Annotated in this window: 16 protein-coding genes and 1 pseudogene; 7 read left to right on the forward strand and 10 right to left on the reverse strand. The window is 59.9% G+C overall.

All coding sequences use genetic code 11. The annotated features are described in order from the left end of the window. Positions 1-178: 178 nt before the first annotated feature. Positions 179-5335: an NEL-type E3 ubiquitin ligase domain-containing protein gene (locus BK670_RS25250; RefSeq protein ID WP_123453852.1), complete on the forward strand. Its 5157-nt coding sequence runs from the start codon at positions 179-181 to the stop codon at positions 5333-5335. Between the two features lie 54 nt (positions 5336-5389). On the opposite strand, the gene BK670_RS25255 is transcribed toward BK670_RS25250, so the two are convergent. The 8 genes and pseudogenes from BK670_RS25255 to BK670_RS25290 form a co-directional block, all read right to left on the reverse strand. Beyond that, positions 5390-6634, reverse strand: coding sequence for a hypothetical protein (locus tag BK670_RS25255; protein WP_123453854.1), 1245 nt, complete (start codon positions 6632-6634; stop codon positions 5390-5392). Between the two features lie 111 nt (positions 6635-6745). Continuing rightward, positions 6746-7960, reverse strand: coding sequence for a hypothetical protein (locus tag BK670_RS25260; RefSeq protein ID WP_123453856.1), 1215 nt, complete (start codon positions 7958-7960; stop codon positions 6746-6748). A gap of 4 nt (positions 7961-7964) precedes the next feature. Next, positions 7965-8207 (reverse strand): annotated as a pseudogene (locus tag BK670_RS25265) (CS1-pili formation C-terminal domain-containing protein); the annotation flags it as partial. 71 nt (positions 8208-8278) lie between these two features. Beyond that, the gene (locus tag BK670_RS25270) at positions 8279-8779 is read right to left on the reverse strand and encodes a CS1 type fimbrial major subunit (protein ID WP_123453858.1); all 501 of its coding nucleotides are present in this window, start codon (positions 8777-8779) and stop codon (positions 8279-8281) included. A 33-nt stretch (positions 8780-8812) separates the two neighbouring features. Then, positions 8813-9556, reverse strand: coding sequence for a molecular chaperone (locus BK670_RS25275; protein ID WP_123453860.1), 744 nt, complete (start codon positions 9554-9556; stop codon positions 8813-8815). A gap of 44 nt (positions 9557-9600) precedes the next feature. Further along, the gene (locus BK670_RS25280; RefSeq protein ID WP_123453862.1) at positions 9601-10815 is read right to left on the reverse strand and encodes a hypothetical protein; all 1215 of its coding nucleotides are present in this window, start codon (positions 10813-10815) and stop codon (positions 9601-9603) included. Positions 10816-10819: 4 nt separating this feature from the next. Further along, the gene (locus BK670_RS25285) at positions 10820-13342 is read right to left on the reverse strand and encodes a TcfC E-set like domain-containing protein (protein ID WP_123453864.1); all 2523 of its coding nucleotides are present in this window, start codon (positions 13340-13342) and stop codon (positions 10820-10822) included. A gap of 105 nt (positions 13343-13447) precedes the next feature. Next, entirely contained in the window at positions 13448-13939 is a 492-nt protein-coding gene (locus BK670_RS25290) for a CS1 type fimbrial major subunit (RefSeq protein WP_123453866.1), read from the reverse strand. A 499-nt stretch (positions 13940-14438) separates the two neighbouring features. On the opposite strand from BK670_RS25290, the gene BK670_RS25295 reads away from it, so the two are divergent. Together BK670_RS25295 and BK670_RS25300 are read left to right on the forward strand one after the other, a co-directional pair. Continuing rightward, positions 14439-15014 carry a PadR family transcriptional regulator gene (locus tag BK670_RS25295; protein ID WP_123453868.1) on the forward strand — a complete coding sequence of 192 codons (576 nt, stop codon included), beginning with the start codon at positions 14439-14441 and terminating at the stop codon, positions 15012-15014. Further along, positions 15011-15799, forward strand: coding sequence for a siderophore-interacting protein (locus BK670_RS25300; RefSeq protein ID WP_123453870.1), 789 nt, complete (start codon positions 15011-15013; stop codon positions 15797-15799). Before BK670_RS25295 ends, BK670_RS25300 begins: the two co-directional genes overlap by 4 nt. A gap of 186 nt (positions 15800-15985) precedes the next feature. On the opposite strand, the gene BK670_RS25305 is transcribed toward BK670_RS25300, so the two are convergent. Continuing rightward, positions 15986-16624, reverse strand: coding sequence for a Pr6Pr family membrane protein (locus BK670_RS25305; RefSeq protein ID WP_123453872.1), 639 nt, complete (start codon positions 16622-16624; stop codon positions 15986-15988). Between the two features lies 1 nt (position 16625). Continuing rightward, positions 16626-16856 carry a VF530 family protein gene (locus BK670_RS25310; RefSeq protein WP_123453874.1) on the reverse strand — a complete coding sequence of 77 codons (231 nt, stop codon included), beginning with the start codon at positions 16854-16856 and terminating at the stop codon, positions 16626-16628. 300 nt (positions 16857-17156) lie between these two features. Between BK670_RS25310 and BK670_RS25315 the strand changes: the two genes are divergently transcribed. From BK670_RS25315 to lon, 4 genes are all read left to right on the forward strand, one after another. Next, entirely contained in the window at positions 17157-18518 is a 1362-nt protein-coding gene (locus BK670_RS25315) for a carbohydrate porin (protein WP_123453876.1), read from the forward strand. Between the two features lie 215 nt (positions 18519-18733). Then, a complete protein-coding gene (locus tag BK670_RS25320) occupies positions 18734-21145 on the forward strand; it encodes a glucose/quinate/shikimate family membrane-bound PQQ-dependent dehydrogenase (RefSeq protein ID WP_123453878.1) in 2412 nt (803 codons plus the stop codon). A 513-nt stretch (positions 21146-21658) separates the two neighbouring features. Next, positions 21659-22033, forward strand: a complete 375-nt coding sequence (locus BK670_RS25330) for a DUF6124 family protein (protein WP_123453880.1) — start codon at positions 21659-21661, stop codon at positions 22031-22033. Positions 22034-22920: 887 nt separating this feature from the next. Beyond that, positions 22921-25338: an endopeptidase La gene (gene lon / locus BK670_RS25340; RefSeq protein ID WP_123453884.1), complete on the forward strand. Its 2418-nt coding sequence runs from the start codon at positions 22921-22923 to the stop codon at positions 25336-25338. Positions 25339-25449 lie beyond the last annotated feature (111 nt).

The raw sequence follows: 25449 nt of genomic DNA on the forward strand, positions 1-25449 counted from the left end.
GGCATTTCTGATTCCGAGTGACGTTTTCTCGCTGGCGGGTGGTATCTATGTATTTTTCAGATTCGAATTTTCGTCGGGTTAGCGCCCCATAGCGGCATTTGCCGCTGATCTTTGAACTTTTGTTTTACCCCCTCACAGGTACGCTGATCATTCCTCCAACAATCAAGGATGATTGGCCATGTCTGATTCCTGCATGCCTGCCGATACGCCGGACAAGGGCCGGCACTACGACTTCATCGCCAGTGCGGTCGATGACAGCTTCAAGACCGCCACGGTCGACCGGGGTCTGGCACTGGCAGCGATGCCCCTGAACGGTCAGGCGTGGTACACCAGCGCACCGAGCGCGTATCTGGAAAAGCTCAAAGCCGCCAACCTCAAGGCCTGGGCCTCACAGAACCAGGTTGACCGCCTGCTGGAAAAAGTCGACCTGGTGACCTTCGCCACGTCCCTGCTCCAGGCAAAGCTCAAAGAACGTCACGGCATCGAAACCACCACCAAGACCGGCTGCGATACCGACATCGAAAGAATCTGGCTGCGCCTGTACATGCCCAAGGACCAGCCTTGGTACACGCGCGACTTTGCCGACTGGGCGACCGCCCGTACCGTGTCCCTGCTGGAGGCTGCCCTGCACAACTTCGCCCGTCACGAAACGGTCGCCTCCGGTTCGGACTTCATCAGCAAACCCGATAAGATCGGCAACTTTGATGTGCTGCCGATCAAGCAAAAAATGAGCGTCAGCCAGTTCCAGGCCTTGTGCCGGGAACTGGACATCGGCGCGCAATACAAAAAACACCTCGAAAGCCATCTGCTGCCAGATGAACCCGTTGCCACCGCCGTGCTGAAACACAAAGTGACGCTAAGTCAGAAAGATGCGCTGGCGGTTGCCGCACACATTGCCTTGCTCACCAATGACATCGAGTACGACGCCTACAAGATGTTGCTCGCGCTGGCCGACGGGCAGACCCGGCTGACGCTTAACGGCAGAAGACTGCAAAGCTGTGACCTGTCGATGCTCGGTACCCGCCTGACCGGCATCCTGCTGTTGATACCGGCCGTGCGCGACAGCCGCGGGATCAACCGGTTGATTGCGTACTTGCCCAACGACCCCGATCACCCGCTCAAGGAATACCCGTCACCACAGGCATTCAGCGAGGAACTGGCACGCCAGCTGCGCGAAAACAGGGTCGTCGCCGCCACAAAGCAAAGCTATCAGCAGTACTTCAGCCAGTTTGTCGACCAGAAGCAGCGCGGGCACTTTTTTGCCGAGCTTGAGCAACGCCTGTTCATCGTCAGGTATCACAAAAAAGCGGATGCCACCGACAGTCTCCCGGCATGGCGAAAGGACAATGTAGCCAAACCGCAACTGCAGTTGCAGCACCTGCCGTTGTCCGCCGATTACTGGACGCACGCCTACCAGCAGAAACTCAACAAGATCCTCAACGATGCCCGCGAGCTGGCCGTGTCCACCGCCGATGCCGACAGCAAGGCGCGTTGGGCCTGGTGGGACAACTTCAAGAAAATCGTCTCGGACATTTTCAATGCCGTGCTGTTGATCGTCACCCCGTTCGTGCCGGGACTGGGCGAGTTGATGATGGGTTACACGATTTACCAGATAACCACCGACGTTATCGAGGGCCTGGTCGATCTCGCCGAAGGGCTCTGGACCGAACTGGGTGAACATGTCATCGGCGTGGTGACGAGCTTGATCGAGCTGGTGGCATTCGCCGCGGGAGCCAAGATCGGTAACACCTTCAAGCTCAAACTGTCGCCGCTGGTCGAAGGCATGAAACCGGTGCAACTGCCCAATGGCAAACCGGCGCTGTGGCACCCGGACCTGGCCCCTTACGAACAGAAAAAGCTCAACCTGCCTGCCCTCTCCCGCCCCGACAGGCTTGGCCTGCATCAGTCAGGCAAGGAGACCTTGCTGGCTCTGGAAGGCAAACTCTACAGCGTCGAAAAAGCATCGACTCATCCTGCCTCGCGAACCCACCGGATCAAACACCCTTCGCGCCCCAACGCCTACCGCCCGAAGATCGAGCACAACGACCACGGTGCCTGGCTGCACGAGGCGGAAAACCCTCATGACTGGGACGAACAAACGTTGATGCCACGCTTGGGCCACCAGGCCGAGCGTTTCTCTCCCGCCGAGCTTGAGCAGATCCGCATCTGCAGCGGCACCGACACGGCAGCCCTGCGTCAGATGCATAGCGATAACGCCGCACCGCCGCCATTGCTGGCCGACACCCTCAAGCACTTCAGTGCCTACGACGATGTGCGCCTGGCCAGCGAACATATTCGCAAAGGCCAGCCGATCGATGCGCAGGCCGTCTGGTTCGAACCCATCCCCACCAGCTTGCCGGGATGGCCCCCGGAACGGGCGCTGCGGGTGTTCGCCAGTGACGACTTGCGCGGCTATTCACGCCAGTATGGCAATCACAACGCGACGCCCGCGCAAACACTGGACATCAGTCACGCCGACCTCAACGCTGGCAGGTTGCCCGAGCGCCTGGCCGGTTTTCTCGATGACGCCGACAGTGCAGCGATGCTCGGCCGTGACGTCCCGCCGGCCCGGCGCGCGCAGGCGCTACGCGAGCGCTTGGCCGACGCCGTGCAGGCGCGTCAGGGCGAAGTGGCTGAACGCATGTATCAGGCCGGCGAGCGAACAGACAAGGCCGACATTCGTGTGGTGCAACAAACCTTCCCCAAGCTGCCACTGACCCTGGCGGAAAAACTGTTGTCCCAGGCCAGCCCTGTCGAACTGCAACGTATCGCCAACGAAGACCGCTTGCCCCTGCGCCTCAAGACGCAAGCCCGGGAACTGGATTTCGAAGCCAGCGCGACCCGCGCCTTCGAGGGGTTCTATCACCCGCAACGGTTGGGGCCGGACACTGAACGGCTGGCCCTGAACGCCCTCAAATTTCACACCGACAGCTTTGCCGACTTGCGCATCGAGGTTCGCGAAGGCACCTACGACGGGGCACTGCGCTGCAGCGTCGGCACCGAGGATGCCGGGCAAGTGCGCCGGCTGATCCGCAATGAACACGGTCAATACGAAGTACTGGACGCCAACAACCGCTCCCTGCGGGCCGCGGGCGATTTTTATCAGGCGATCCTCGATGCCCTGCCGGCCGACAAACGCACGGCTCTTGGTCAGTCGGGCCGCCATGGCCAGCAGCTCAAAACGTGGATCATGGAAAAAGCCCTGACGCCCGGCGAACGCAGAACCTTGCTCGCCGAGCCGCCTGTTCGCCCGGTACCGCCCCTGGAAACCGAGGTCCTGGTACGCGGCTGGCCGCGCTTTTTTGGCAGCAGTACAGCCGAGCAGCGGATCAAACGGCTGTACCCGAAAATGAACGACCGGGAGGTGGCAACCTACATCCGGTCACTGAAGACCAAGGGCGACGGCAACCCGGATCAGGCCATCAAGCGCCTGGAAAACGAGCGCAAGGCACTGCGCGACACACTGCAGCAATGGCGGGACAGCTACCCCGCCAGCGTAGACAGTTCCGGTGAACCGATCTTTGGCGCTTCGATCGAGTTCATGCAGGACGGCGGGCGATTCCTCGAAGAACGCCTCCTTGAGAGCTTCGAACGCAAAAGCGCGATCTTCGGTGCGCACAACGAGCACCCGGAACAGGGCTACATCCTGGATTTGTCCTCCGAGCTCGCACGCCCGAATCTGGATCGCTGGTGGAGTGACCTGCGCAAGCGCCCCGGGATCAAACAGCACCTGGATCAGATCACCGCGCTGAAACTCGACAACGCCCGTTTTTCTGCCGGTGACAGCGGCCTGCTGAACGACTTCGCGCAGCTGCGCCAACTCAGCGCCCGCCAATGCGAACTCACCGATATCCCGCCGGCGCTGGGTCGCATGCGTCAATTGCAAGCCCTGGACCTGACCAACAATCGCATCAGACTCACGGCCGGCGCCCGCGAGCCGCTGGGCGGGCTCATCCGTCTGCAAACCCTGACGCTGGACGGCAACCCGCTGGGGCAAGCGCCCAATGTCGGGCGAATGTACCGACTCCGTGAGTTGAACCTGGCCAATAGCAAAATCCAGACCTGGCCGGAGGGCCTGTTCAAAGTGGGTGATGTGAACCGGCAACGCCCGCGAGGATTTGCCCTCGATATGCGTGACTGCCCGATCCGCACCCTGCCCGAGGTCACGCCGGGCTCCGATCAGGCCTTCGTCCTCAGTCGGGCACGTTTCGACACCGCGCTGTTATCCGATGCCGACCGCATCCGTTACGGCAATTACCGTGAGTCCCTCGGCTTTGCCCGTCAGCAAGCCTTCTCTCAGGCGGTCAAGGACGAGATCGCCTACTGGCGATCCTTTCCCGATGAAACAACGGATTACAGTTCGTCGGCCTATCGCAAATATCGCGAGGAGTCCTGGCAAGACGTGATGGCGGAGCCCGGTTCCGCCGATTTTTTCAGCATCATTCGCAAGCAGAGAGAGAGCAACGACTACCAGTCCGACAAATCCCGCCGGCAACTGACCCGGCGGGTCTGGGAATTGATCGACGCCGTGGCGCTGGATTCGGAACTGCGCGAAGAGCTGTTCAAGGAGAGCCTCGACCCGAAAAGTTGCGAGGATGGCGGTGCACAACAGTTCAACATCATGGGCATGAAAGTGTTGGTGTCCAAAGCCTACGCCGAGTCGACATCGGCTCGGGCACTGGACAACAAACTCGTCAGACTGGCCCGCAGCGCCGCGCGACTGAACCTGGTGGCCGAGGCGGCCAGAATAGAGGTGCAACAGCAGCGACAGCAGAACGCAATCACCCCCCGCGACCCGAGAACCCCTGCGCCGGATGAGGTGGAGGTTCACCTGGCCTACCAGACGGGGCTGGCCACGCGTCTGGAACTGCCATGGCAGTCCGAAGGCATGCTCTATCAGGAGCGGTCGGGAGTGACGCAAGCCAAAATCAATGCTGCTTACGATTCGATCATCGCCCGTGAGGAGGGCGACGGTCTGGTCGATGCCATGATCGAACTGCATGGCGATCCTTTCTGGAAACGTCATCTGGATAGAACCCATCCGACCCAGTCGAGCATCGACGAGGAGCTGTTCACCCGCAAGCGTGAGCAGATCGAGGAGTTACGTCTGGCCCAGAGCGAATGGGCCAACCCCACCCCGGAGACCCGGATGAGCCGACTCCAGCGCCAAATGGAATCCCTGGCCAACCAGTTGGGCGTGCCGCAACTTCAAGTGTTCAGCGGCCACCCGATGAGCGATGTGGAGTACAACAGACTGCTGATCAACGCCAGTCGCGACCGTTATGCGCTCGCTCGTCGATGGACCCGTGAAGCCATGGAAAACGCCGGGCTCTGATCGACCTTCGAAATCCAGCCAGCCCCGACACGGGCTGGCTGGCCGGCATCACGCTTAACCCACCTCGGAATCCCAGATCACCGTGACATCGCCCGTGTAGTGACGGGCATAACCGTCCTTGAGCATTTCATCCACCGCCTCACGGGCCACTTCGAAATGCAGCGTGCCCACCTTGCGATCCAGATGGAAACCCGGCTGAAACAACTCGGTGCCAGTGCCGTCGCGCAGCAATCGCCGGCGATTGACCGCTTGGCCGGCGGCATCGGTCAGCCCGTTGGGCAGACTGACGCTGACTTCCAGCGGTGCCACATGGCCGGCGGTCGACTCCCATAGTGCGCAGTTGTTGCCGATGACGTACTGGCATTCGATGTTCATTTTGAAGCGGCTCGATGCCGAGATATTGAACGTCTGGTCACGCAGCAACCGGGTCGGCTTGCGCCCCTGGTTCAGCCACGACTGCCAACCGCCCACCGGTTCCAGCACCACGCGGTTGCCACCGGGAGGGATATCAACGTTCATGGTGTGCGTGACCTTCAGATTGAAATTGAGGGTCAGCATCGAGTCGGACGGAATCATCACATCGCCCATGTCGAAATCCATGTTCGGGCCGACGGTGTAGGTGATGGAACCGGTGTAGTCGCCTGCATCCATCTTCAGCGGATCCGGTGTGCGCAGTTCGTAGGCGTAGACGAAATACAGGTAGCGCATGGACAGCGGAATATCGAACTTTGCCTGCTTGCTACAGGCCCCCGCGCCCGTTGGCACTTTCCAGAAACTGTTGTAACCCACTTCTCCGGCGGAAAAAGTGCCGACACCCTGGCACGGCGCCGGGGCGTGCATCCACCCACCGCCCTCCCACAGGTCGTCCCACCCGCCACCGCCGGTCAACTCGGCCACCCGGTCCGGCAATTGCGTTTCATGACCGACACCGGCAATCCTCAACTGCACGACCTGCGTGTCACCGGAAGAGTGAGTGACGGTGATGTTCTGCCAATTGGAGGGGACTTTGGCCATGCCGCCTTGACGAGGATCACTGTGATTGGCCTGAATGGGCGCGCTGGCCTCAAAGGGAATTCGTGCAATCAGGCTGAACAGTCCGAAAGGTTCACAAGCCCAGGGCGCTTGCCGGCAAAAACCCTCGGACGGCGTCTGATTCTTGAACTGATTCTTTTGCGGATTGGCAAAGTCAGGCTCAAAGGTCGCGTCAATGTTGTGCACTTCGGCCGCTGCCGCAGCGCTGAACAACGTCAGCAGCAAACCGATCCATGGGCTGATGCCCGGGGCGTTAGAAAAACTCAAGGGCGTTCTCCAGAAAAATACATTGATACCCGCGCTGCACGCGCGACTCACTCACCCGGCGCGGCGTCATCGCGGCGCTCAACTCCATGAAAAAAATTGCGCCCTGCACGTTCACACGTCCGAGTCCCAGATAACGGTGATATTGCCGCTGAGCGTGTCGGTGAAACCCGGCCGCATCAGAAAGTCGATGGCATCCCTGGGCATCTCGAAGCGCAATGAGCCCGCCTTGCGGTCCACATAAAAACCGGGTTGAAAAGGACCGACCCACGTGTTGTAAAGCAGCTGTTGCAGGTTCACCGCGCCGCCCCCGGGCCCGTTGATGCCGGCGGGTAGAGTGAGAAAGGTTTCCACCTCGGTGACATTGCCTCGGGGGCTGCCCAACTTGCAGCGCGTCCCGCCCGTGGAGTTGCACAGGAGCATGACTTTGAAGCGCGACGAGGCGGAGATGTAGAACAGTTGATCGCGAAAAATGCGTGTCGGCTGGCGGCCGCTGTCGATCCAGCGCATCCAGCCGCCCTCGGGTTCGAGCAGCACTTTGTTGCCGCCCGGTGGCAGATCGACTTTCAGGGTGTGCTGCACGTCCAGGACAAAATCCAGATTGAGAACGCTGTCGTCCGGCTGGATAAAAGACCCCAGATCGAAATCGCTGGCCGGACCGATGCTGTAGGCCATCGAGCCGGTGTACAGACCCGAGGACATGCGCAAGGGATTGGGTGTGCGTAGCTCATAGGCAAAGTCGAGGTAATCCATAGACATGTGCGAGATGGCGTAAGCGGTGGTTTTGGTGCACGCACCTTCCTGAGGTGTTTTCCAGAAAAACTGGTAAGTCTTGGGTGTGAGGAAACCCATACCGCTGTACTGACAGGGAGGCGGCGCATTGACCCAGCTGTTTTCCACCCAGAGCTTGCGATGCGCATCGAGGTTATCCGCTTCGCCGGTGATCTCGGTGGCAGCATCACTCAGGACATAATTGGAGCCAATCCCGGTAATACGCACTTCGACGGTTTCCGTTTCCCCGGTTTCACTGTTAGTGACGGTGAGTTGTCGCCAACTGGCCGGCACCCTGATCTGGATATAGTCCATCGGCACCAGTGGGCGCTGCGCATTAAAACGAATCGGCAGTTGCAGACTGAACATGTTGTTGTCGGCGCACTCGCTTACATGACTTGCGCAGTAACCACTGACCGGTGTCTTGTTGATAAACACGTTTTTACTCGGCTGCGACGGATCAGGCTGAAACAACGCCCGGATCTCCTGGCTCGCCGCCTGGGCGGCCGACATCATTGTTGCCAGGCAAAGGCCCAGGGCATACCTCAATATGTTCATCGGTTCAATCCGCCTTCTGTGCGGTGGTACTGACATCGGCCACGGTGTCTGGCGTACAGCGCAGATCGCCGATCATCAGCACGTCGTTTTCACTGCGGTACTGGTTGGCATCGAGGCGGAACTGACACCGCAACGGGTTATCGCGACGGATTTCAAGGGTCGACGAACCGGCGTTCATTTCCATCGAAAAGAACCCGTCGACCTCGGTCACGCCGCGACCGGCGTGGTTGATCACGTGATGGCCTTTGCCCGATGCGTTAGAAAAACTCAAGGGCGTTCTCCAGAAAAATACATCGATACCCGCGCTGCACGCGCGACTCACTCACCCGGCGCTCGGGCACTGAACAGCAACAGCACGTTGCCGGCGTAATCCCCGGGGCGGTAACCGCCCTCCGGTCTGATCGGATCGATCTGCAACAGCACCCGGGTACCCACGGCGGCCTCGGCCTGCGACACCACCAGGCGCGGCGTCATCTCGGCGCTCAACTCCACCTCATTGAAGGTCACGCGCAGCCTGATATCGTCTGTCGGCCGACCGTTCGAAAGGTAGGCGTCGGTCTCCAGGCGCGCTTCAATCGCACTGGTGTCGTGGCGCACATCAAAGTATTTGCGCACACTGCTCAGGCTTGAGGTCGGGTGGTTCCAGTCGAGCCGCTGCGGTCGGTGAATCCAGTCCGGCTCCGCCGGAATGATGTAGAACGGTCGGCTGGGCACGTTCAGTGTCACTTCGAAGGTGTGTTCTTCCCGGGCCGCCCAGGCTGCGTCGCAGCTCAGAGCCGCCGCGGCTATCAGCGCGACGACGGTGCATTGCTTGATCATGTTGGTTACCTGTTGCGTCAATGAAAAGCAGACCTAGCGGCCGCCGACCGTCAGGTTCTTCTTCTCGCTGCCTTCGACCAGGAAGAAGCGGTAAGTACGGCCCTTCTCCTTGTCGAAAGCGAACGTTTTGCCCGCCAGCACATGGTGTTTGGTGGTCGCGCCACAATCGGTTTCGTTACTCAGCGAGCAGCTTTTGAACTCGTCGATGATCACCACGGTATTGCCGTCATTGCGCAGTTCGTAGCGGCTGGCGGTTTCATTGATCGCCGTGGCGAAGCGTGCTTCCCTGGGCCGTACGAAGAACACCGTGCCGAAACCGGTCATCACGTTGACCCCGGCCGTCAGCGCCTTTTTGTAGTCTTCACGTTCTTCCTGGCTGACCGCGAATTCGTCTTCCTTTTCCGGCACCACCGGCACGAACCGCACGCGGAAGTAACGCTCGCGATCGCGTTCGCCCATGTACAGCAAACGGGTGCCCTGCATGCCCTGGGCCGGGACGATCAGCCGCGCCGGGCTGGCCATCAAGCCGTTGCGCGAAGCGCCGTCGGCAGCGTTCTGAACCGGGATTTCCGTCGGTGTGCCGTCGGCCCCGTAGACAATCTCCAGCACGTTGACCTTGACGAACGCGGTGGCGTCACCGCTGTTGAACACCCGTTTCAGATAGGTGCTTTTATCGGCATCCAGATAGTCGTACACCGTACCGACATTGATCTGCGGGCCGGCCTGCGCTGTCAGGCAAAACAGGCTGAGCACGCCCAGCCAAAAACTACGGTTCATCGCTTCAACTCCATGAAAAAAGAAAAAGGTTGCGCCCTGCACGTTCACACGTCCGAGTCCCAGATAACGGTGATACTGCCGCTGAGCGTGTCGGTGAAACCCGGTCGCATCAGAAAGTCGATGGCATCCCTGGGCATCTCGAAGCGCAATGAACCCGCCTTGCGGTCCACATAAAAACCGGGTTGAAAAGGACCGGCCCACGTGTTGTAACGCAGCTGTAGCAGGTTCACCGCGCCGCCCGCGGGCCCGTTGATGCCGGCGGGTAGAGTGAGAAAGGTTTCCACCTCGGTGACATTGCCTCGGGGGCTGCCCAACTTGCAGCGCGTCCCGCCCGTGGAGTCGCACAGGATCATGACTTTGAAGCGCGACGAGGCGGAGATGTAGAACAGTTGATCGCGAAAAATGCGTGTCGGCTGGCGGCCGCTGTCGATCCAGCGCATCCAGCCGCCCTCGGGTTCGAGCAGCACTTTGTTGCCGCCAGGAGGTAGATCGACTTTCAGGGTGTGCTGAACGTCGAGCACGAAGTCGAGGGCGACACTGCTGTCGTCCGGCTGCATCAGAGGCCCGAAATCGAAATCTGCCCCACTTCCAAGTTGGTAAAGCATGGAGCCGGTGTAAAGGCCAGATGACATGCCCAACGGATTGGGTGTACGCAATTCGTAGGCAAAATCGAGGGTATCGAAATAGATGGACGGGATCGGGTAAGCGTTACTTTTGACGCAGTACGCCTCCACAGGTGTCTTCCAGAAAAAACGGTAGTGCGCGGGACCGTAAGGTGCATTGCCGCTGAACAAGCAGGGCGCGGGGGCATACACCCAACTGCTGGTGGTCCAGAGTTGCTGATGCCCCTCAAGTTCACCACTCGCCCCGGTCAGCTCGTAAGCCGGCTGACTTAAAACATATTTGGAACCAATACCGGTGATCCGCACCTCAACGGTTTCCGCTTCCTGGGTTTCAGGATTGACGACCGTCAAACTTCGCCAGTTGGCGGGAGCTTTGATCGCAACGTTCTCCCCTTGAGAGAGCCCGCGCGTGCCATTGAAACGAATCGGCAGTTGAATGCTGAACATCGCGTTTGCTTCGCACTGTTCCGGATAACTCGCGCAATAACCACTGTTCGGGGTCTGGTTGATAAACACGTTCTTGCTCGGCTGCGAAGGATCCGGACGAAACGTTGCGCGGATCTCCTGACTGGCGGCCTGCGCGCCATGTGCGGCCAACGCCAGCGCCAGGCCGATAGCCATTGTGATGCTGTTCATTGCTTCAACCCGCCTTTTGTTCAGTGAGCGCTACGTCCGCCAGCGTGTCCGGCGTACAGCGCAGATCGCCGATCATCAGTACATCGTTTTCACTGCGGTACTGCTTGGCATCGAGGCGGAACTGACACAGCAACTGGTTATCGCGACGGATTTCAAGGGTTGGCGAACCCGCGTTCATTTCCATCGAAAAGAACCCGTCGACCTCGGTCACGCCGCGACTGGCGTGGTTGATCACGTGATGGCCCTTGAGCGGCTGCCCGGCTTCATTGATCAGTCGACCGAGCACTGTCAGGGTTTTCATCACACGGATCTTGCTGTATCCCACCCCGCCTTTGTTCAGGTGATAACGGGTGCGCGCCGGCTCGATCGTGGCCGCCGGTACGTGATTGCCTTCAAAGTCGAAACTCACCGAGCTGTTCTGGTACGCGGTGATCGGGATGAAATTGCGCCCCGGTTTCAACGCCGCGCTGCCGCCGCTGTAATCGTCGGCACGCAGGGCGATGTCATCGATGTCCGATTCCACATCGACGATCATCCCGGCGCCGCGCATTTCGTACTGACTGGTCATAAACATCTGCTGGCCGCCGACCACCAGCGTGCTGTCAAGGTTCAGGCCGCCGGTGAAATTGCCGTTGTAGGACGAGCGCTGGATAAAGCCATCGCCGTTGACCGAATCAGTGCGGAAATTCGCCAGGCTGGACATGCCGACACCGTAGGTATCGGTCAGCGCCGTGACCGAAACGTTTTGCAGCACATGATCCTTGAAGTCCTTGCGCCAGCCGATCGAACCGTTGTTGTCACGGCTGCCATCGCGAGCGGTGCGCGAACCGATGCTGCCGGTGATCTGCTGGCCCGGAGCGCCGAGCGCCAGGTTGACGCTCAGGTCGACCCCGCGGTTGCGCGCCTCGCCACTGCTGTAGCTGCCCGGCCGATCAAACAGCGACAAGCGCCAGCTGGCATCACTGCCAAACAATTCGGTGCGTTGAGTCCAGCCCAGATCCATGCCCAGACCTTCGACGTTGCCTTCGCTGTGCGACACCCGGGCGTTGAGCGTGTTCTTGCTGTTGATGCGATGGTTAAGCGCCAGCGACGAGTTGCTGGTCTGGCCAACGAACACATTGCGCGGACGAACCCGGGTGCCGTCGGGCAAGGTGTCGTAGGTGTTGGTGGTATCGAGCCAACTGCGATTGTGGCTGATCACCACGCTGCCGGAGCCGTAGTTATAGAGGCTTTGCAGATCCAGACCGGTGCCGTAATCCTCGGTCTTGTAGACGTTGGCGTAGAGACTCATGTGATTGGCCAGCGTCCAGTCGATGGACGTGCCGTACTGCAGTTTTTCGCGGATCTGGCGCGCCGACAGCCCGAGAATCACCCGTGGGTGCAACAAGTAATTGACCGCCGCACCGGCGGTCGCGCTGCCACTGGACTGGGTGTCCCAGTTGCTCAGCAGTTTGCTTTCCTCGCCGGCGAACACGTTGTAGCGCCAGCGTTCGTCGAGGTTGCGCCAGTTGCTGGGCTTGTACACCAGTTCCTGGGTGGTGGAGGTGATCTGGCCGTCCTCGATCAGACGCACTTCCACTTCATAAATACCGCCGGGCAGCGGTCGGGTGTCGAGGGTTTGCAACCCGGCGGGCACCGATTGCGTATTGATCAACAGACCGTCACGCCAGATCTCCACCGAACCCTGACGGTTGGCCGTGACATAGATCGGATAAACGCTGGGCATCGGGCTGTTAATCGCCAGGCTGTCGGAGCTGCCGTACATGACGCCGACTGCCGTATCCGGGCTGGTGCCGAACGTGCGCGGCTGGCGGGTCAGCCCTTCGGAATTGGGGGTGAAATAGCCCAGGCGAAAAAAACTGCCTTGCAGTTCGCGCTGGGTGTGTAGCTCGTGTACCGCGTGGTACAGCTTGTCGTCTGGCCCGCCGAGACGCGCCACTTGCAGGTTCAGCGTCTGGCTCCAGTTGCCCAGACTGCCGCTGGCCTCCAGGCCGAAACGTCCGCCCAGGTCCTGATCCTGACCGCCATTGAGGTTCAGTTGATTGCGCACCATCAAGCCGTGGCTGCCGCCTTCAGGCTGCTCGTAATAGCGCTTGGCTTCAAGGTCACGCTCAGCATTAGCGGTGAGAATGGAAACCAGAGAACTTTCCAGGTTGTAATGCACGGCCAGCACCTGATCCGGACAGGAACCAGTGCAGGCGCCCAGTGGCACGCCGGGCTTGAGATAAGCCGCCCACTTCTCGCGCTCGGCAGGGCCGTAGCGGTTTTCGCTGGTGTCGGTGAATTCGAGCAGGGTGACGCGATCATCGCGGGATAACACCACCATGGCCTCGCCCAGGGGCTGATGATCGAGTTCGACCCGAACCGCCAGAGGCACATCAAAAAAATGTTCCTCGAAATCTGCCGGCAGGCCTTTGGCCTGGGCCAACAAACTGCGCGGCGTGGTACCGGCGGAGTTGGAAGCCACGGCGGCGTTGGCACAAAACAACAGCGCAAGCGCAGCCGCGATGGGTGTCATCGGGAACATGAACTCTCACTCTGATTAGATCGGTAGAAGTCCGCCGGGGCAGGCAGCGCTGCCCCTGCGGTGAACGCTGGCTAGAACGTCAGCGTTTATTGCCGGATCAGTCGATCAAGGCGTACCGACCGGTGGAACAGCGTCGAAGGTCAGCGCTACAACACCGGTGTAATCACCCGGTTGAAAGTTGGAACCGAGGGCGCTGATCTTCAGCGGTGCGCGGTAGTTGACGTCGGATTCCGACTCACCGACGACTTCCTGAGGCGTTGTGGTGAGGGTTTTGTTGTTGATCGCGACCTGCAGATCAATGCTGTTGGCACCCGAAATCAGTTTTGGCGTACTGTCCACGCTGGCATGGACCGAACCGTTGTTGTTGCGCACGTCGAAGAAACCGTTGACCTCGCCCATCCTGCCGGTGGCCGGCTGGTAGCTCATGTCCTGATCCTTGTTGACCAGATCAGGATCGGTCGGCACCACGTAGAAACCGTTGGTCGGCACGTGAGCGACGATGCTGATCGAGTGAGCGGCTTCGCCAGCGGCGAACGCTCCCGAAGAACCCAGTGCCAGAAGTGCCAACGGAGCTGCGATTGCGATTTTCTTGAACATCGTTCAGTACCTTGTTTTCTTTTATTGAGAAGGAGTGCATTGAAAGTTCAAGAAACCGGTCAGGGGAGTTGAGCCAAATCAACTTGTACTTTCAATGCCAGGGCATCATCGGCTGTTACCTCTGGAAAGTAAGCAAGTAACTTCCTATAAGCGCGTAGTTCAACAACCCTATAACCCGCAAGAAAAAAGAACAAAAAACCGAAACTTAAAACAGTGACTGTAAGTTACGACCTACATACAGATAAAGTTAAAAAACCATACAGCAATATCGCCCAGATATAGCAGCGCGCAGTAATAACTTTAGAACAATTACTCCAACAAATAGAGCCTTAACTTTAACTTCGAAGTTATTACTCGGCGCCCATTCACTCAACTTGCCCCTGTTGCTTTCTCGCAGGCGAGCCGTTCGTCAGCCATCCACACCGTCTGCAAAAAACGCCTTGCGCCCTCGTAAAGATATATCTTAAGTTGTATCTAAACACGACGAGAGAAGACAGAAATGAGAGACCATCATTCCCCCCACCGCGAACACGGCGACGGTCGCGACGGCTTCGAAAAGCGTCCCGGACGCGAGCGCGGCGGCCGCGGCCCACGGGTATTTGCCCCAGGTGATTTGAAGTTACTGCTGCTGGCGCTGGTCGCGGAGCAGCCGTGCCACGGCTACGACCTGATCCGCCAGATCGAGGGCATGTTCGACGGCGCCTACAGCCCGAGCCCCGGCGTGATCTACCCGACCCTGACCTTTCTGGAAGAGAGCGAATTGATCACTGGCGACGCCGAGGGCGGCAAAAAACGTTACAGCGTCACCGAGGCCGGTCGTTTATCACTTAGCGAGCAAGCGGTCGCGCTGGACGGCGTACGCATGCGCATCGACGTGAGCAAGCGCTCATTGCGTGGCCATGACCGGCCGCCGGAAATCCACGAGGCGGTGCACAACCTGCGCCATGCCTTGCAAATGCACCACGGCCGCTGGAGTGCCGAAGAAATCCTGCGCGTGCGTGACCTGCTCAACGACACCGCCAAAGCCATCGTCGACGGCCCTGCCGTTCAACCTGCCCCGGAGAAAGCCGAATGACTGCAGTCGATACCCAAACCATTCACCGTGTGATGCACGAGATCAAACGCCGTAAGTTAGAGGTGCTGCGCGTGGTCGACCTGACCCCGCGCATGCGCCGCATTACCCTCGGCGGCCCTGAGCTGGCCGGATTCATCAGCCTGGGCACTGACGATCACGTCAAACTGCTGTTCCCGCAGAACGCCGAACAGAGCGCCGCACTGGAAACCATGGAGCTCGGCGCCGGCAAGGACAACGGGCCGATGCCCGAGATGCGCGATTACACACCGCGCCGATATGACCTCGATGCGCTGGAACTGGACATCGACTTCGTCCTGCACGGTGACGGCCCTGCCTCGACCTGGGCCGAGCAGGCGCAACCCGGGCAGTTCCTGCACATCGGCGGGCCGCGCGGCTCGATGATCGTCCCGGACATCTTCGACAGCTACTTGCTGATCGGCGATGAAACCGCCCTGCCCGCCATCGCCCGCCGTCTCGAAGGCCTGGCGGCCAATCGCAAGGCGCTGGTGGTGATCGAAGTGGAAAACGGCGCCGAACAGCAAGTGCTCGAAAGCCCCGCACAGGTCAATGTGATCTGGGTGTTGCGCGAAGGTGGCAAGGACAATCTGCTGAGCACCGTCAAACAGTTGCAGGTGCCTAAGGGCAATCTGTATGCATGGGTCGCGACAGAGACCAAGGTCTCGCGGCAGATCCGCCGGGTGTTGCTTGATGAGCACGGGCTCGACGAGAAGCTGGTGAAAGCCGTCGGTTACTGGCGCGCCGAAGGCACCTGCGAAGAGGAATGACTCTTTGGGTGTTCACCCCTCCATTTGAGGTGTGAACTCAGTGGCGAGGGAGCTTGCTCCCGCTCGGCTGCGCAGCAGTCGCAAAACCTGTGATCGCGATTTACCTGATGCCATGTGATTGCAGTATTTGGGGCTGCTTCGCAGCCCAGCGGGAGCAAGCTCCCTCACCACAAGATCTTGTTGATTTCAGGATTGTGCGGAGCGCCAGCGGTCCAGGCCGATTATCAACAACCCAATCCCCAAAAACCCCAGCAATATCCCCCCGGCATTGATCAACACCTGTGGATAACCCAACACCGCCACATCAATGAACGGGTACGCATACGCGCCGAGCAAATGCCCGCGCAGCAAGGCGTAGATGAAATACACCAGCGGATAAACCAGCCACAGCGGCAGGTGCCACAAGCGCAGCGTGCCTTTCGGTACGCACACCCACCAATAGCCCAGAAACAGCAGCGGCATCACGTCGTGCAGCAGTTCATCGGCAAGCAACTGCCAACCTTCCGGGTGCCACAAATGCCGCAGCAGAATGCTGTAGGCCAGGCCGACCACCACGATGCTCACAGCAATTCCGCTACTGACCCACGGCTGCAAGAACCAGCGGCGTCCTGCGGATTCACGATCGCTCACGGCACAGGTCAGCACGGTCGCCACTAGCGTGTTGGTCAGAATCGTGAAGTAACTGAAAAAACTCACCAACCCGCCCAACAGACTGGCGCCGATGCTCAAGCGCGCGAAGAAAATCAGGTACAGCTGAATGCCCAGTCCCGCCCAGCCCAATGCAGCTGCGCAGGTGATCAAGCGGCGCCGCAACACGGCATCCATCTCAAAGCGGTCGCTTGGTGCGCATCAATTTCACGTACAGACGCTCGACCTTCTCCCGCGCCCACGGGGTTTTGCGCAGAAACGTCAGGCTCGACTTGATGCTCGGATCGCTCTTGAAGCAACGAATATCGATGCGCTCGGCCAGCCCCGACCATTCGTAATGGGCCACCAAGGCATTGAGGATTTGTTCAAGGGTGACGCCGTGCAGCGGATCGGGGGTGTGTTCGTTCATGCCAGGCCTTTGGGCGAAGTGAAAATGCAGAAGCCGCGCACCTTAGCCGAGGGGGTGATCGGGTGGAAGGCCTTCCTTCAAATGTAGGCCAACCCGAGAAGATCGCAGCCTGCGCGCGGCCCGACAATGCGCCCGTTTGCCGCACTGTTACCGAATCAGAAAGGCTGCATGTCAGCAAAACCTCTTTGTCTTTTTGTTACAGATCATTATCCTGCCGCCCTTCCGCTGAATCGCTTCACTGCCTGCGACATATTGAAGCGCTCAGCTCGCACCCCGAAAACACCAAAAAAAGACTGATCCATGCCCGATTTTTCCTTCTCTCGAGACAGCGCTATCTCAACCTTGCGCCTGATTGGCGGCTGCACCGCCCTCGGCCTCGCCACCAGCGTCCACGCGGCGCCCGCGTTCGACAGTGAATCACCGTACATGCTCGGTGACTGGAACGGCACGCGCACCGAACTCTCGGAAAAAGGCTACGACTTCAAGCTCGATTACACCGGCGAAATGGGCAGCAATCTGCACGGCGGTTACGACCACGACCGCACTGCGCGCTACAGCGATCAGTTCGGTCTGGGCACGCATCTGGACCTGCAAAAGATCCTCGGCTGGGACGACGCCGAGTTTCAACTGACCATTACCAAGCGCAGCGGCAACAACATCAGCAACGACCGCATCAACGATCCGCGCGTTGGCGGCTTCACCTCGGCCCAGGAAGTCTGGGGCCGTGGCCAGACCACGCGCCTGACGCAGATGTGGTATCAGCAGAAATTCTTCGATCAGAAACTCGACATCAAGGTCGGCCGTTTCGGCGAAGGCGAAGACTTCAACAGCTTCCCGTGCGACTTCCAGAACCTGGCGTTCTGTGGCTCGCAGGTCGGCAACTGGGTCGGCGGCATCTGGTACAACTGGCCGGTCAGCCAGTGGGCGCTGCGCGTCAAATATCACCTGACCCCAGAGTTGTACGCACAGGTCGGCGCCTACGAGCAAAACCCGTCGAACCTCGATCGCGGCAACGGCTTCAAGTTGAGCGGCAGCGGCACCCAGGGCGCGATCCTGCCGATCGAACTGGTGTGGACGCCGAAACTCAACGGCCTGCCGGGCGAATACCGCGCCGGTTACTACTACAGCAACGCCAAAGCCAGCGACGTCTATAAAGACAGCCACGGCCAACCGGCCGCCCTCAGCGGCGAAGCCTACCGCAGCGCGTCGAGCAAACACGGTGTGTGGCTGGGCATTCAGCAGCAGATCACCAGCGTGGCCAGCGACAACTCGCGCGGCCTGAGCGTGTTCGCCAACGGCACGATGCACGACAAGAAAACCAACGCGATCGACAACTACGTGCAGGCCGGCATCACCTACAAAGGCCCGTTCGATGCGCGCGCGAAGGATGACATCGGTTTCGCCCTCGCCCGCGTGCACGTCAACCCGGCCTTCCGCAAAAACGCCGAAGCCAGTAACCGCGCCAACGCCGTGTACGACTACGACGACCCGTCGTTCCTGCCGCCGCAAGACACCGAATACAGCGCCGAGCTGTATTACGGCGTGCACGTGACCAACTGGCTGACCGTGCGCCCGAACCTGCAATACATCCGCCACCCCGGTGGCGTGAACGACGTCGACGACGCCCTGATCGGCGGGATCAAGATTCAGTCGTCGTTCTAAAAAACCACTGAGATCCAATGTGGGAGCGAGCCTGCTCGCGAAAGCAATTTCAACTTCACCAAAGAAGTCGTCTGACACACCGCTTTCGCGAGCAGGCTCGCTCCCACAGAAAATTTAGCAAGCTACACAAGTTTTATCTGAACCATGCCTGCGCCCAATCGTCATCTAAAGTGACTACAGCGCGGGACTACATAAACGTCACGGAGAATCACACTATGAGCACCGAAAGTGCTTCGAGTCGGGGCCGTCTGCTACCAAGCCTGCTCGGCATTCTGCTTCTACTGATGGGCCTGGCCATGCTGGCCGGAGGGGTCAAGCTGAGCATGCTCGGCGGCTCGCTGTACTACCTGCTGGCCGGCATCGGCATCGCGCTGAGCGGCATCCTGTTGCTGATGCGCCGTCGTGCGGCGCTGGGCCTGTACGCCATCGTGCTGTTTGCCAGCACCGTTTGGGCGCTGTGGGAAGTCGGCCTGGACTGGTGGCAACTGGTGCCACGCCTGGCCCTGTGGTTTGCCCTCGGCTTCGTGATGCTGCTGCCGTGGTTCCGTCGTCCACTGCTGCTCGCAGGCCCCGCGCCAATGGGCACTGGCGGCTTGACCGTGGCCGTGGTTTTGGCCGGCGTTACCGCTCTGGCCAGCCTGTTCACCCATCCGGGCGAAACCTTCGGCGAACTGGGCCGCGACACCGCGGACATGACCAGCACCGCGCCAGCCATGCCCGATGGCGACTGGCAGGCCTATGGCCGCAGCGAATTCGGTGACCGTTACTCGCCGCTGAAGCAGATCACCCCGGCCAACGTCGGCAAGCTGCAAGAAGCCTGGCGCATCCAGACCGGCGACCTGCCGACCGCTGATGATCCGGTTGAGCTGACCAACGAAAACACCCCGCTCAAAGCCAACGGCATGATCTACGCCTGCACCGCGCACAGCAAAGTGTTGGCCCTGGACCCGGACACCGGTAAAGAACTGTGGCGCTTCGACCCGCAGATCAAGAGCCCGGTCGGCTTCAAAGGCTTCGCCCACATGACCTGCCGTGGCGTGTCGTACTACGACGAAGCCGCGTACGCCAAGACTGAAAATGCAGCCTCCGCGGTGATTTCCGAAGCCGGCAAAGCCGTCGCTCAGGCTTGCCCGCGTCGTCTGTACCTGCCAACCGCTGACGCCCGCCTGATCGCACTGAACGCCGACACCGGCAAAATCTGCGAAGGCTTCGGCAACAAAGGCGTGGTTGACCTGACCCAAGGCATCGGCCCGTTCACCGCCGGTGGTTACTACTCCACCTCGCCAGCGGCGATTACCCGTGATCTGGTGATCATGGGCGGTCACGTGACCGACAACGAATCGACCAACGAGCCATCGGGCGTGATTCGCGCCTTCGACGTGCGCGACGGCCACCTCGTGTGGAACTGGGACAGCGACAAGCCAGACGCCACCGAGCCTTTGGCACCGGGCGAAACCTACAGCCGCAACTCGGCCAACATGTGGTCGCTGGCCAGTGTCGACGAAAAACTCGGCATGGTTTACCTGCCACTGGGCAACCAGACCCCAGACCAGTGGGGCGCTGACCGCACCCCGGGCGCCGAGAAATTCAGCGCCGGCGTTGTCGCCCTCGACCTGGCCACCGGTAAAGTGCGCTGGAACTACCAGTTCACCCACCACGACCTGTGGGACATGGACGTTGGCAGCCAGCCAACCCTGCTCGACATGAAAACCGCCGACGGCGTGAAACCGGCGCTGATCGCCCCGACCAAACAGGGCAGCCTGTACGTCCTCGACCGTCGTGACGGCACGCCAATCATCCCGATCAAGGAAATCCCGGTACCGCAAGGCGCCGTCAAAGGCGACTTCACCGCACCGACCCAGGCCCGTTCGGACCTCAACTTGCTGGCCCCGGAACTGACCGAAAAAGCCATGTGGGGCGCGAGCCCGTTCGACCAGATGCTGTGCCGCATCCAGTTCAAAGAACTGCGTTATGAAGGCCAGTACACCCCGCCGTCGGAACAGGGCAGCCTGATCTATCCGGGCAACGTTGGCGTGTTCAACTGGGGCGGCGTGTCGGTCGACCCGGTTCGCCAGATGCTGTTCACCAGCCCGAACTACATGGCCTTCGTTTCGAAAATGGTGCCACGCGAGCAAGTCGCCGCCGGCAGCAAACGCGAAAGCGAAACCGCTGGCGTGCAACCGAACACCGGCGCGCCATACGCGGTGATCATGCACCCGTTCATGTCGCCCTTCGGCGTACCGTGCCAGGCCCCGGCCTGGGGCTACGTGGCCGGTATCGACCTGACCACCAGCAAAGTCGTGTGGAAACGCAAAAACGGCACCAGCCGCGACAGCTCGCCGATCCCGATCGGCTTCAACCTGGGCGTGCCTAGCATGGGCGGCTCGATCGTGACGGCCGGTGGCGTTGGCTTCCTCAGCGGCACCCTCGACCAGTACCTGCGCGCCTACGACGTCAACTCCGGTAAAGAGTTGTGGAAAGCGCGTCTGCCAGCAGGTGGTCAAGCGACTCCGATGACTTATACCGGCAAGGACGGCAAGCAATACGTGCTGCTGGTTGTCGGCGGTCACGGTTCGCTGGGCACCAAGATGGGTGACTACGTGATTGCGTACAAACTGCCGGAATAAGTTTTAGCGGCGGTAAAACAAAGGCGACATCCTGTGAGGGATGTCGCCTTTTTTGTTACCAACAATTCCCCCTGTAGGAGCTGCCGAAGGCTGCGATCTTTTGATCTTGTTTCTGACAATCAACGTCAAAAGATCGCAGCCTTCGGCAGCTCCTACAGGTTGGAATGTGTGGGGTTGTAGGAATTGTGCTTGTCCTACAGATGCTGGAGATTGCGCGGAGTTTTCCGACAAGTCGCGTCGGTTGTGCCTCGGAAATCGGCTGGATAGGCTCGGGGGGTCGCTGCAAATTCAGCGAACGGGCGTCGCGGCCCGACCTCTTAAGGCATAATCGCCCCCGCTGACCAAAGCACATAAGTGTCTGTCAGCTTGTTTTATGGCGGCTGTGCGCGGGATACCTTCGGGTATGCCGAAGTGCCTTGGGAGTCGGTCCGCGAACCCGCGTATAGCTGCCACCCTCGAATTGCGTCGCGGCAATTAGAGGGATGGCTCCATTACTTCCCAAGGAGTCAAAGAATGAAAAAGCCTACACCCAATCCACCAGAAACCAACGACACCTCGCCCTACCAATCCCCCGATTCGAAGAAATTCCACGAAGCCGCCGAACGCGCCCTCGACCACTACCTCAAACCCAACGCCTTAACCCTGCGCTTCCACAAACCCAGCACCATGTTCCAGGTCGCCCCCGATCAAGACAGCGAAAGCCTGCTGGTCCACGCCTGCGAATCCCTGGCACAAGCCAGCCTCATGAGCAGCGACGTCGCCGCCTACATCGACCTGCCGCAAAGGCGCACCATTCTGGCGATCCAGCAAATCATCATGCTCGCCGAACTGGCCGTGAACCGCGTGCTGGATAACCACGAAATCCCCCAACCTCCGCCACACAGCTAAAAGCCCTCACCCTAACCCTCTCCCAAAGGGAGAGGGGACTGATCGAGGTGTTTGGGAGAGCTACGCCGACGTGAAAGACCGAGTTGAACTCAGATTCCGAAACAGATCAAAAGCCCCTCACCCTAACCCTCTCCCGGAGGGAGAGGGGACTGACCGTGGCGTTTGGGAGAGCTACACCGACGTGAAAGACCGAGTTGAACTCAGATTCCGAAACAGATCAAAAGCCCCTATCCCGGAGGGAGAGGGGACTGACCGTGGTGTTTGGGAGAGCTACGCCGACGTGCGATACCGAGTTGAACTCAGATTCTGAAAAGCTCACAAATCGGCTACCTCTCCCTCGGGAGAGGGCTGGGCGGGCGGCGTTCCGATGAGGGGCGAATCCACCACAAAACCAAAGCCGAACACCCGCTCTTCACCACTCAATAGGCCGAGTGTCAGCTCGCCTGCTCTTGATCTTGATCCATGGGCGACGTCGGAAGGCTGAGTGGAGGGATTGATCCGGGGGTGGGAGCGTAGCGACCGTTTGGCGAAGCCAAACACAGCGAGAGGAGGTGCAGCGAAGCAAACCGTAGGCGCTGCGCCCGGATCGATCCCGCAGCGAAGGAACCCCGAGCCCCAGCGAGCGGGCCGCACGTAGGAGCAAGCCTTTTTGGTTACTTTTTCGGCGTCTGGAAAAAGTGACCCGCCGTAAGGGCGGAACCCTAAGCCGCCATCACCGAAAAAACGGATATACACACCCAACAACCACAACATGGTCGGCCCAAAGGCCGCCAAGTCCAAAGAAACCCTGCCAAAACCCTGAACACACCAGCAGAAACACCACCCCCCATTGAAACCACCCAAGCCCTGCCCCATCTAAGACCCATACTCCATTGCGCAGGTGCCCCATGAGCGACCAGCAAGAATTCCCGGAAAACCCCGACGACTACACCGAAGCCGAACACATCGAACACACCTCCTCCGGCAAAGGCCTCGCCCTGCCTGGCCAGAACCTGCCGGACAAGGTCTACATCATCCCGATCCACAACCGCCCGTTCTTCCCGGCGCAAGTCCTGCCAGTCATCGTCAACGAAGAACCCTGGGCCGAAACCCTCGAACTGGTCAGCAAATCCGAACACCACTCCCTGGCCCTGTTCTTCATGGACACGCCCCAGGAAGACCCGCGCCACTTCGACACCGACGCCCTGCCGCAATACGGCACCCTGGTCAAAGTCCACCACGCCAGCCGCGAGAACGGCAAACTGCAGTTCGTCGCCCAAGGCCTGAGCCGCGTACGCATCAAGACCTGGCTGAAACACCACCGCCCGCCGTATCTGGTCGAGGTCGAATACCCGCACCAGCCCACCGAGCCGACCGACGAGGTCAAGGCCTACGGCATGGCGCTGATCAACGCGATCAAGGAACTGCTGCCGCTCAACCCGCTGTACAGCGAAGAGCTGAAGAACTACCTCAACCGCTTCAGCCCCAACGACCCGTCGCCGCTGACCGACTTCGCCGCCGCCCTGACCTCCGCCACAGGCCCCGAGCTGCAAGAAGTGCTCGACTGCGTGCCGATGCTCAAGCGCATGGAAAAAGTCCTGCCGATGCTGCGCAAGGAAGTTGAAGTCGCGCGCCTGCAAAAAGAGATTTCGGCGGAAGTTAACCGCAAGATCGGCGAGCATCAGCGCGAGTTCTTCCTCAAGGAACAACTCAAGGTCATCCAGCAGGAGCTCGGCCTGACCAAGGACGACCGCAGCGCCGACCTCGAACAGTTCGAACAGCGCCTGGAAGGCAAAGTCCTGCCGGCGCAAGTGCAAAAGCGCCTCGAAGAAGAAATGAACAAGCTGTCGATCCTCGAAACCGGATCGCCGGAGTACGCGGTCACTCGCAACTACCTCGACTGGGCGACTTCAGTGCCGTGGGGCGTCTACGGTGAGGACAAACTTGACCTCAAACACGCGCGCAAAATCCTCGACAAACACCACGCCGGCCTCGACGACATCAAGGATCGCATCCTCGAATTCCTCGCCGTCGGTGCCTATAAAGGTGAGATCAGCGGTTCTATCGTGCTGCTGGTCGGCCCGCCGGGCGTGGGTAAAACCAGCGTCGGCAAATCCATCGCCGAATCCCTCGGCCGGCCGTTCTACCGCTTCAGCCTCGGCGGCATGCGCGACGAAGCCGAGATCAAGGGCCACCGCCGCACCTACATCGGCGCGCAGCCGGGCAAACTGGTGCAGGCGTTGAAAGACGTCGAAGTGATGAACCCGGTGATCATGCTCGACGAGATCGACAAGATGGGCCAGAGCTACCAGGGCGACCCGGCTTCGGCGCTGCTGGAAACCCTCGACCCGGAGCAGAACGTCGAATTCCTCGACCACTACCTCGACCTGCGCATGGACCTGTCGAAAGTCCTCTTCGTCTGCACCGCCAACACCCTCGATTCGATTCCCGGCCCATTGCTGGACCGCATGGAAGTGATTCGCCTGTCGGGCTACATCACCGAAGAAAAAGTCGCCATCGCCAAACGTCACCTGTGGCCGAAACTGCTGGAAAAGGCCGGTGTGTCCAAGGGCAGCCTGAGCATCAGCGACACCGCGCTCAAAGCCTTGATCGACGGTTACGCCCGCGAAGCCGGGGTGCGTCAGCTGGAAAAGCAAATGGGCAAACTGGTGCGCAAAGCGGTGATGAAGCTTATTGATGACCCGAAAGCGGTGATCAAACTCGGGCCGAAAGACCTCGAAGCGTCACTCGGCCATCCGGTGTTCCGCAACGAACAAGTGCTGTCCGGCACTGGCGTCATCACCGGTCTGGCGTGGACCAGCATGGGCGGCGCCACGTTGCCGATCGAAGCCACACGGATTCACACTCTCAACCGTGGCTTCAAACTCACTGGGCAATTGGGTGATGTGATGAAGGAATCGGCGGAGATCGCCTACAGCTACGTCAGCTCGCACCTCAAGCAATTCGGCGGTGACGCGAAGTTCTTCGACGAAGCCTTCGTCCACCTGCACGTCCCCGAAGGCGCGACACCAAAAGACGGCCCAAGCGCCGGCGTGACCATGGCCAGCGCCCTGCTCTCGCTCGCACGTAACCAGCCGCCGAAAAAGGGTGTGGCGATGACTGGCGAACTGACCCTGACCGGGCATGTGCTGCCGATTGGCGGAGTGCGCGAGAAGGTGATCGCGGCGCGGCGGCAGAAGATTTTCGAGTTGATTTTGCCGGAGCCGAACCGGGGTAATTTTGAGGAATTGCCGGATTATCTGAAGGAAGGGATTACCGTGCATTTCGCCAAGAAGTTTGCGGATGTGGCGAAGGTGCTTTTCTGATAATTCGATAGCGCCGGCTCTACCGCTTTCGCGAGCAGGCTCGCTCCCACAGGGTTGTGCAGTGAACACAGAAATTGTGAACACCGCTGCCCACTGTGGGAGCGAGCCTGC

The organism is Pseudomonas fluorescens, assembly GCF_003732425.1.
Lineage (GTDB): Bacteria > Pseudomonadota > Gammaproteobacteria > Pseudomonadales > Pseudomonadaceae > Aquipseudomonas > Aquipseudomonas fluorescens_BE.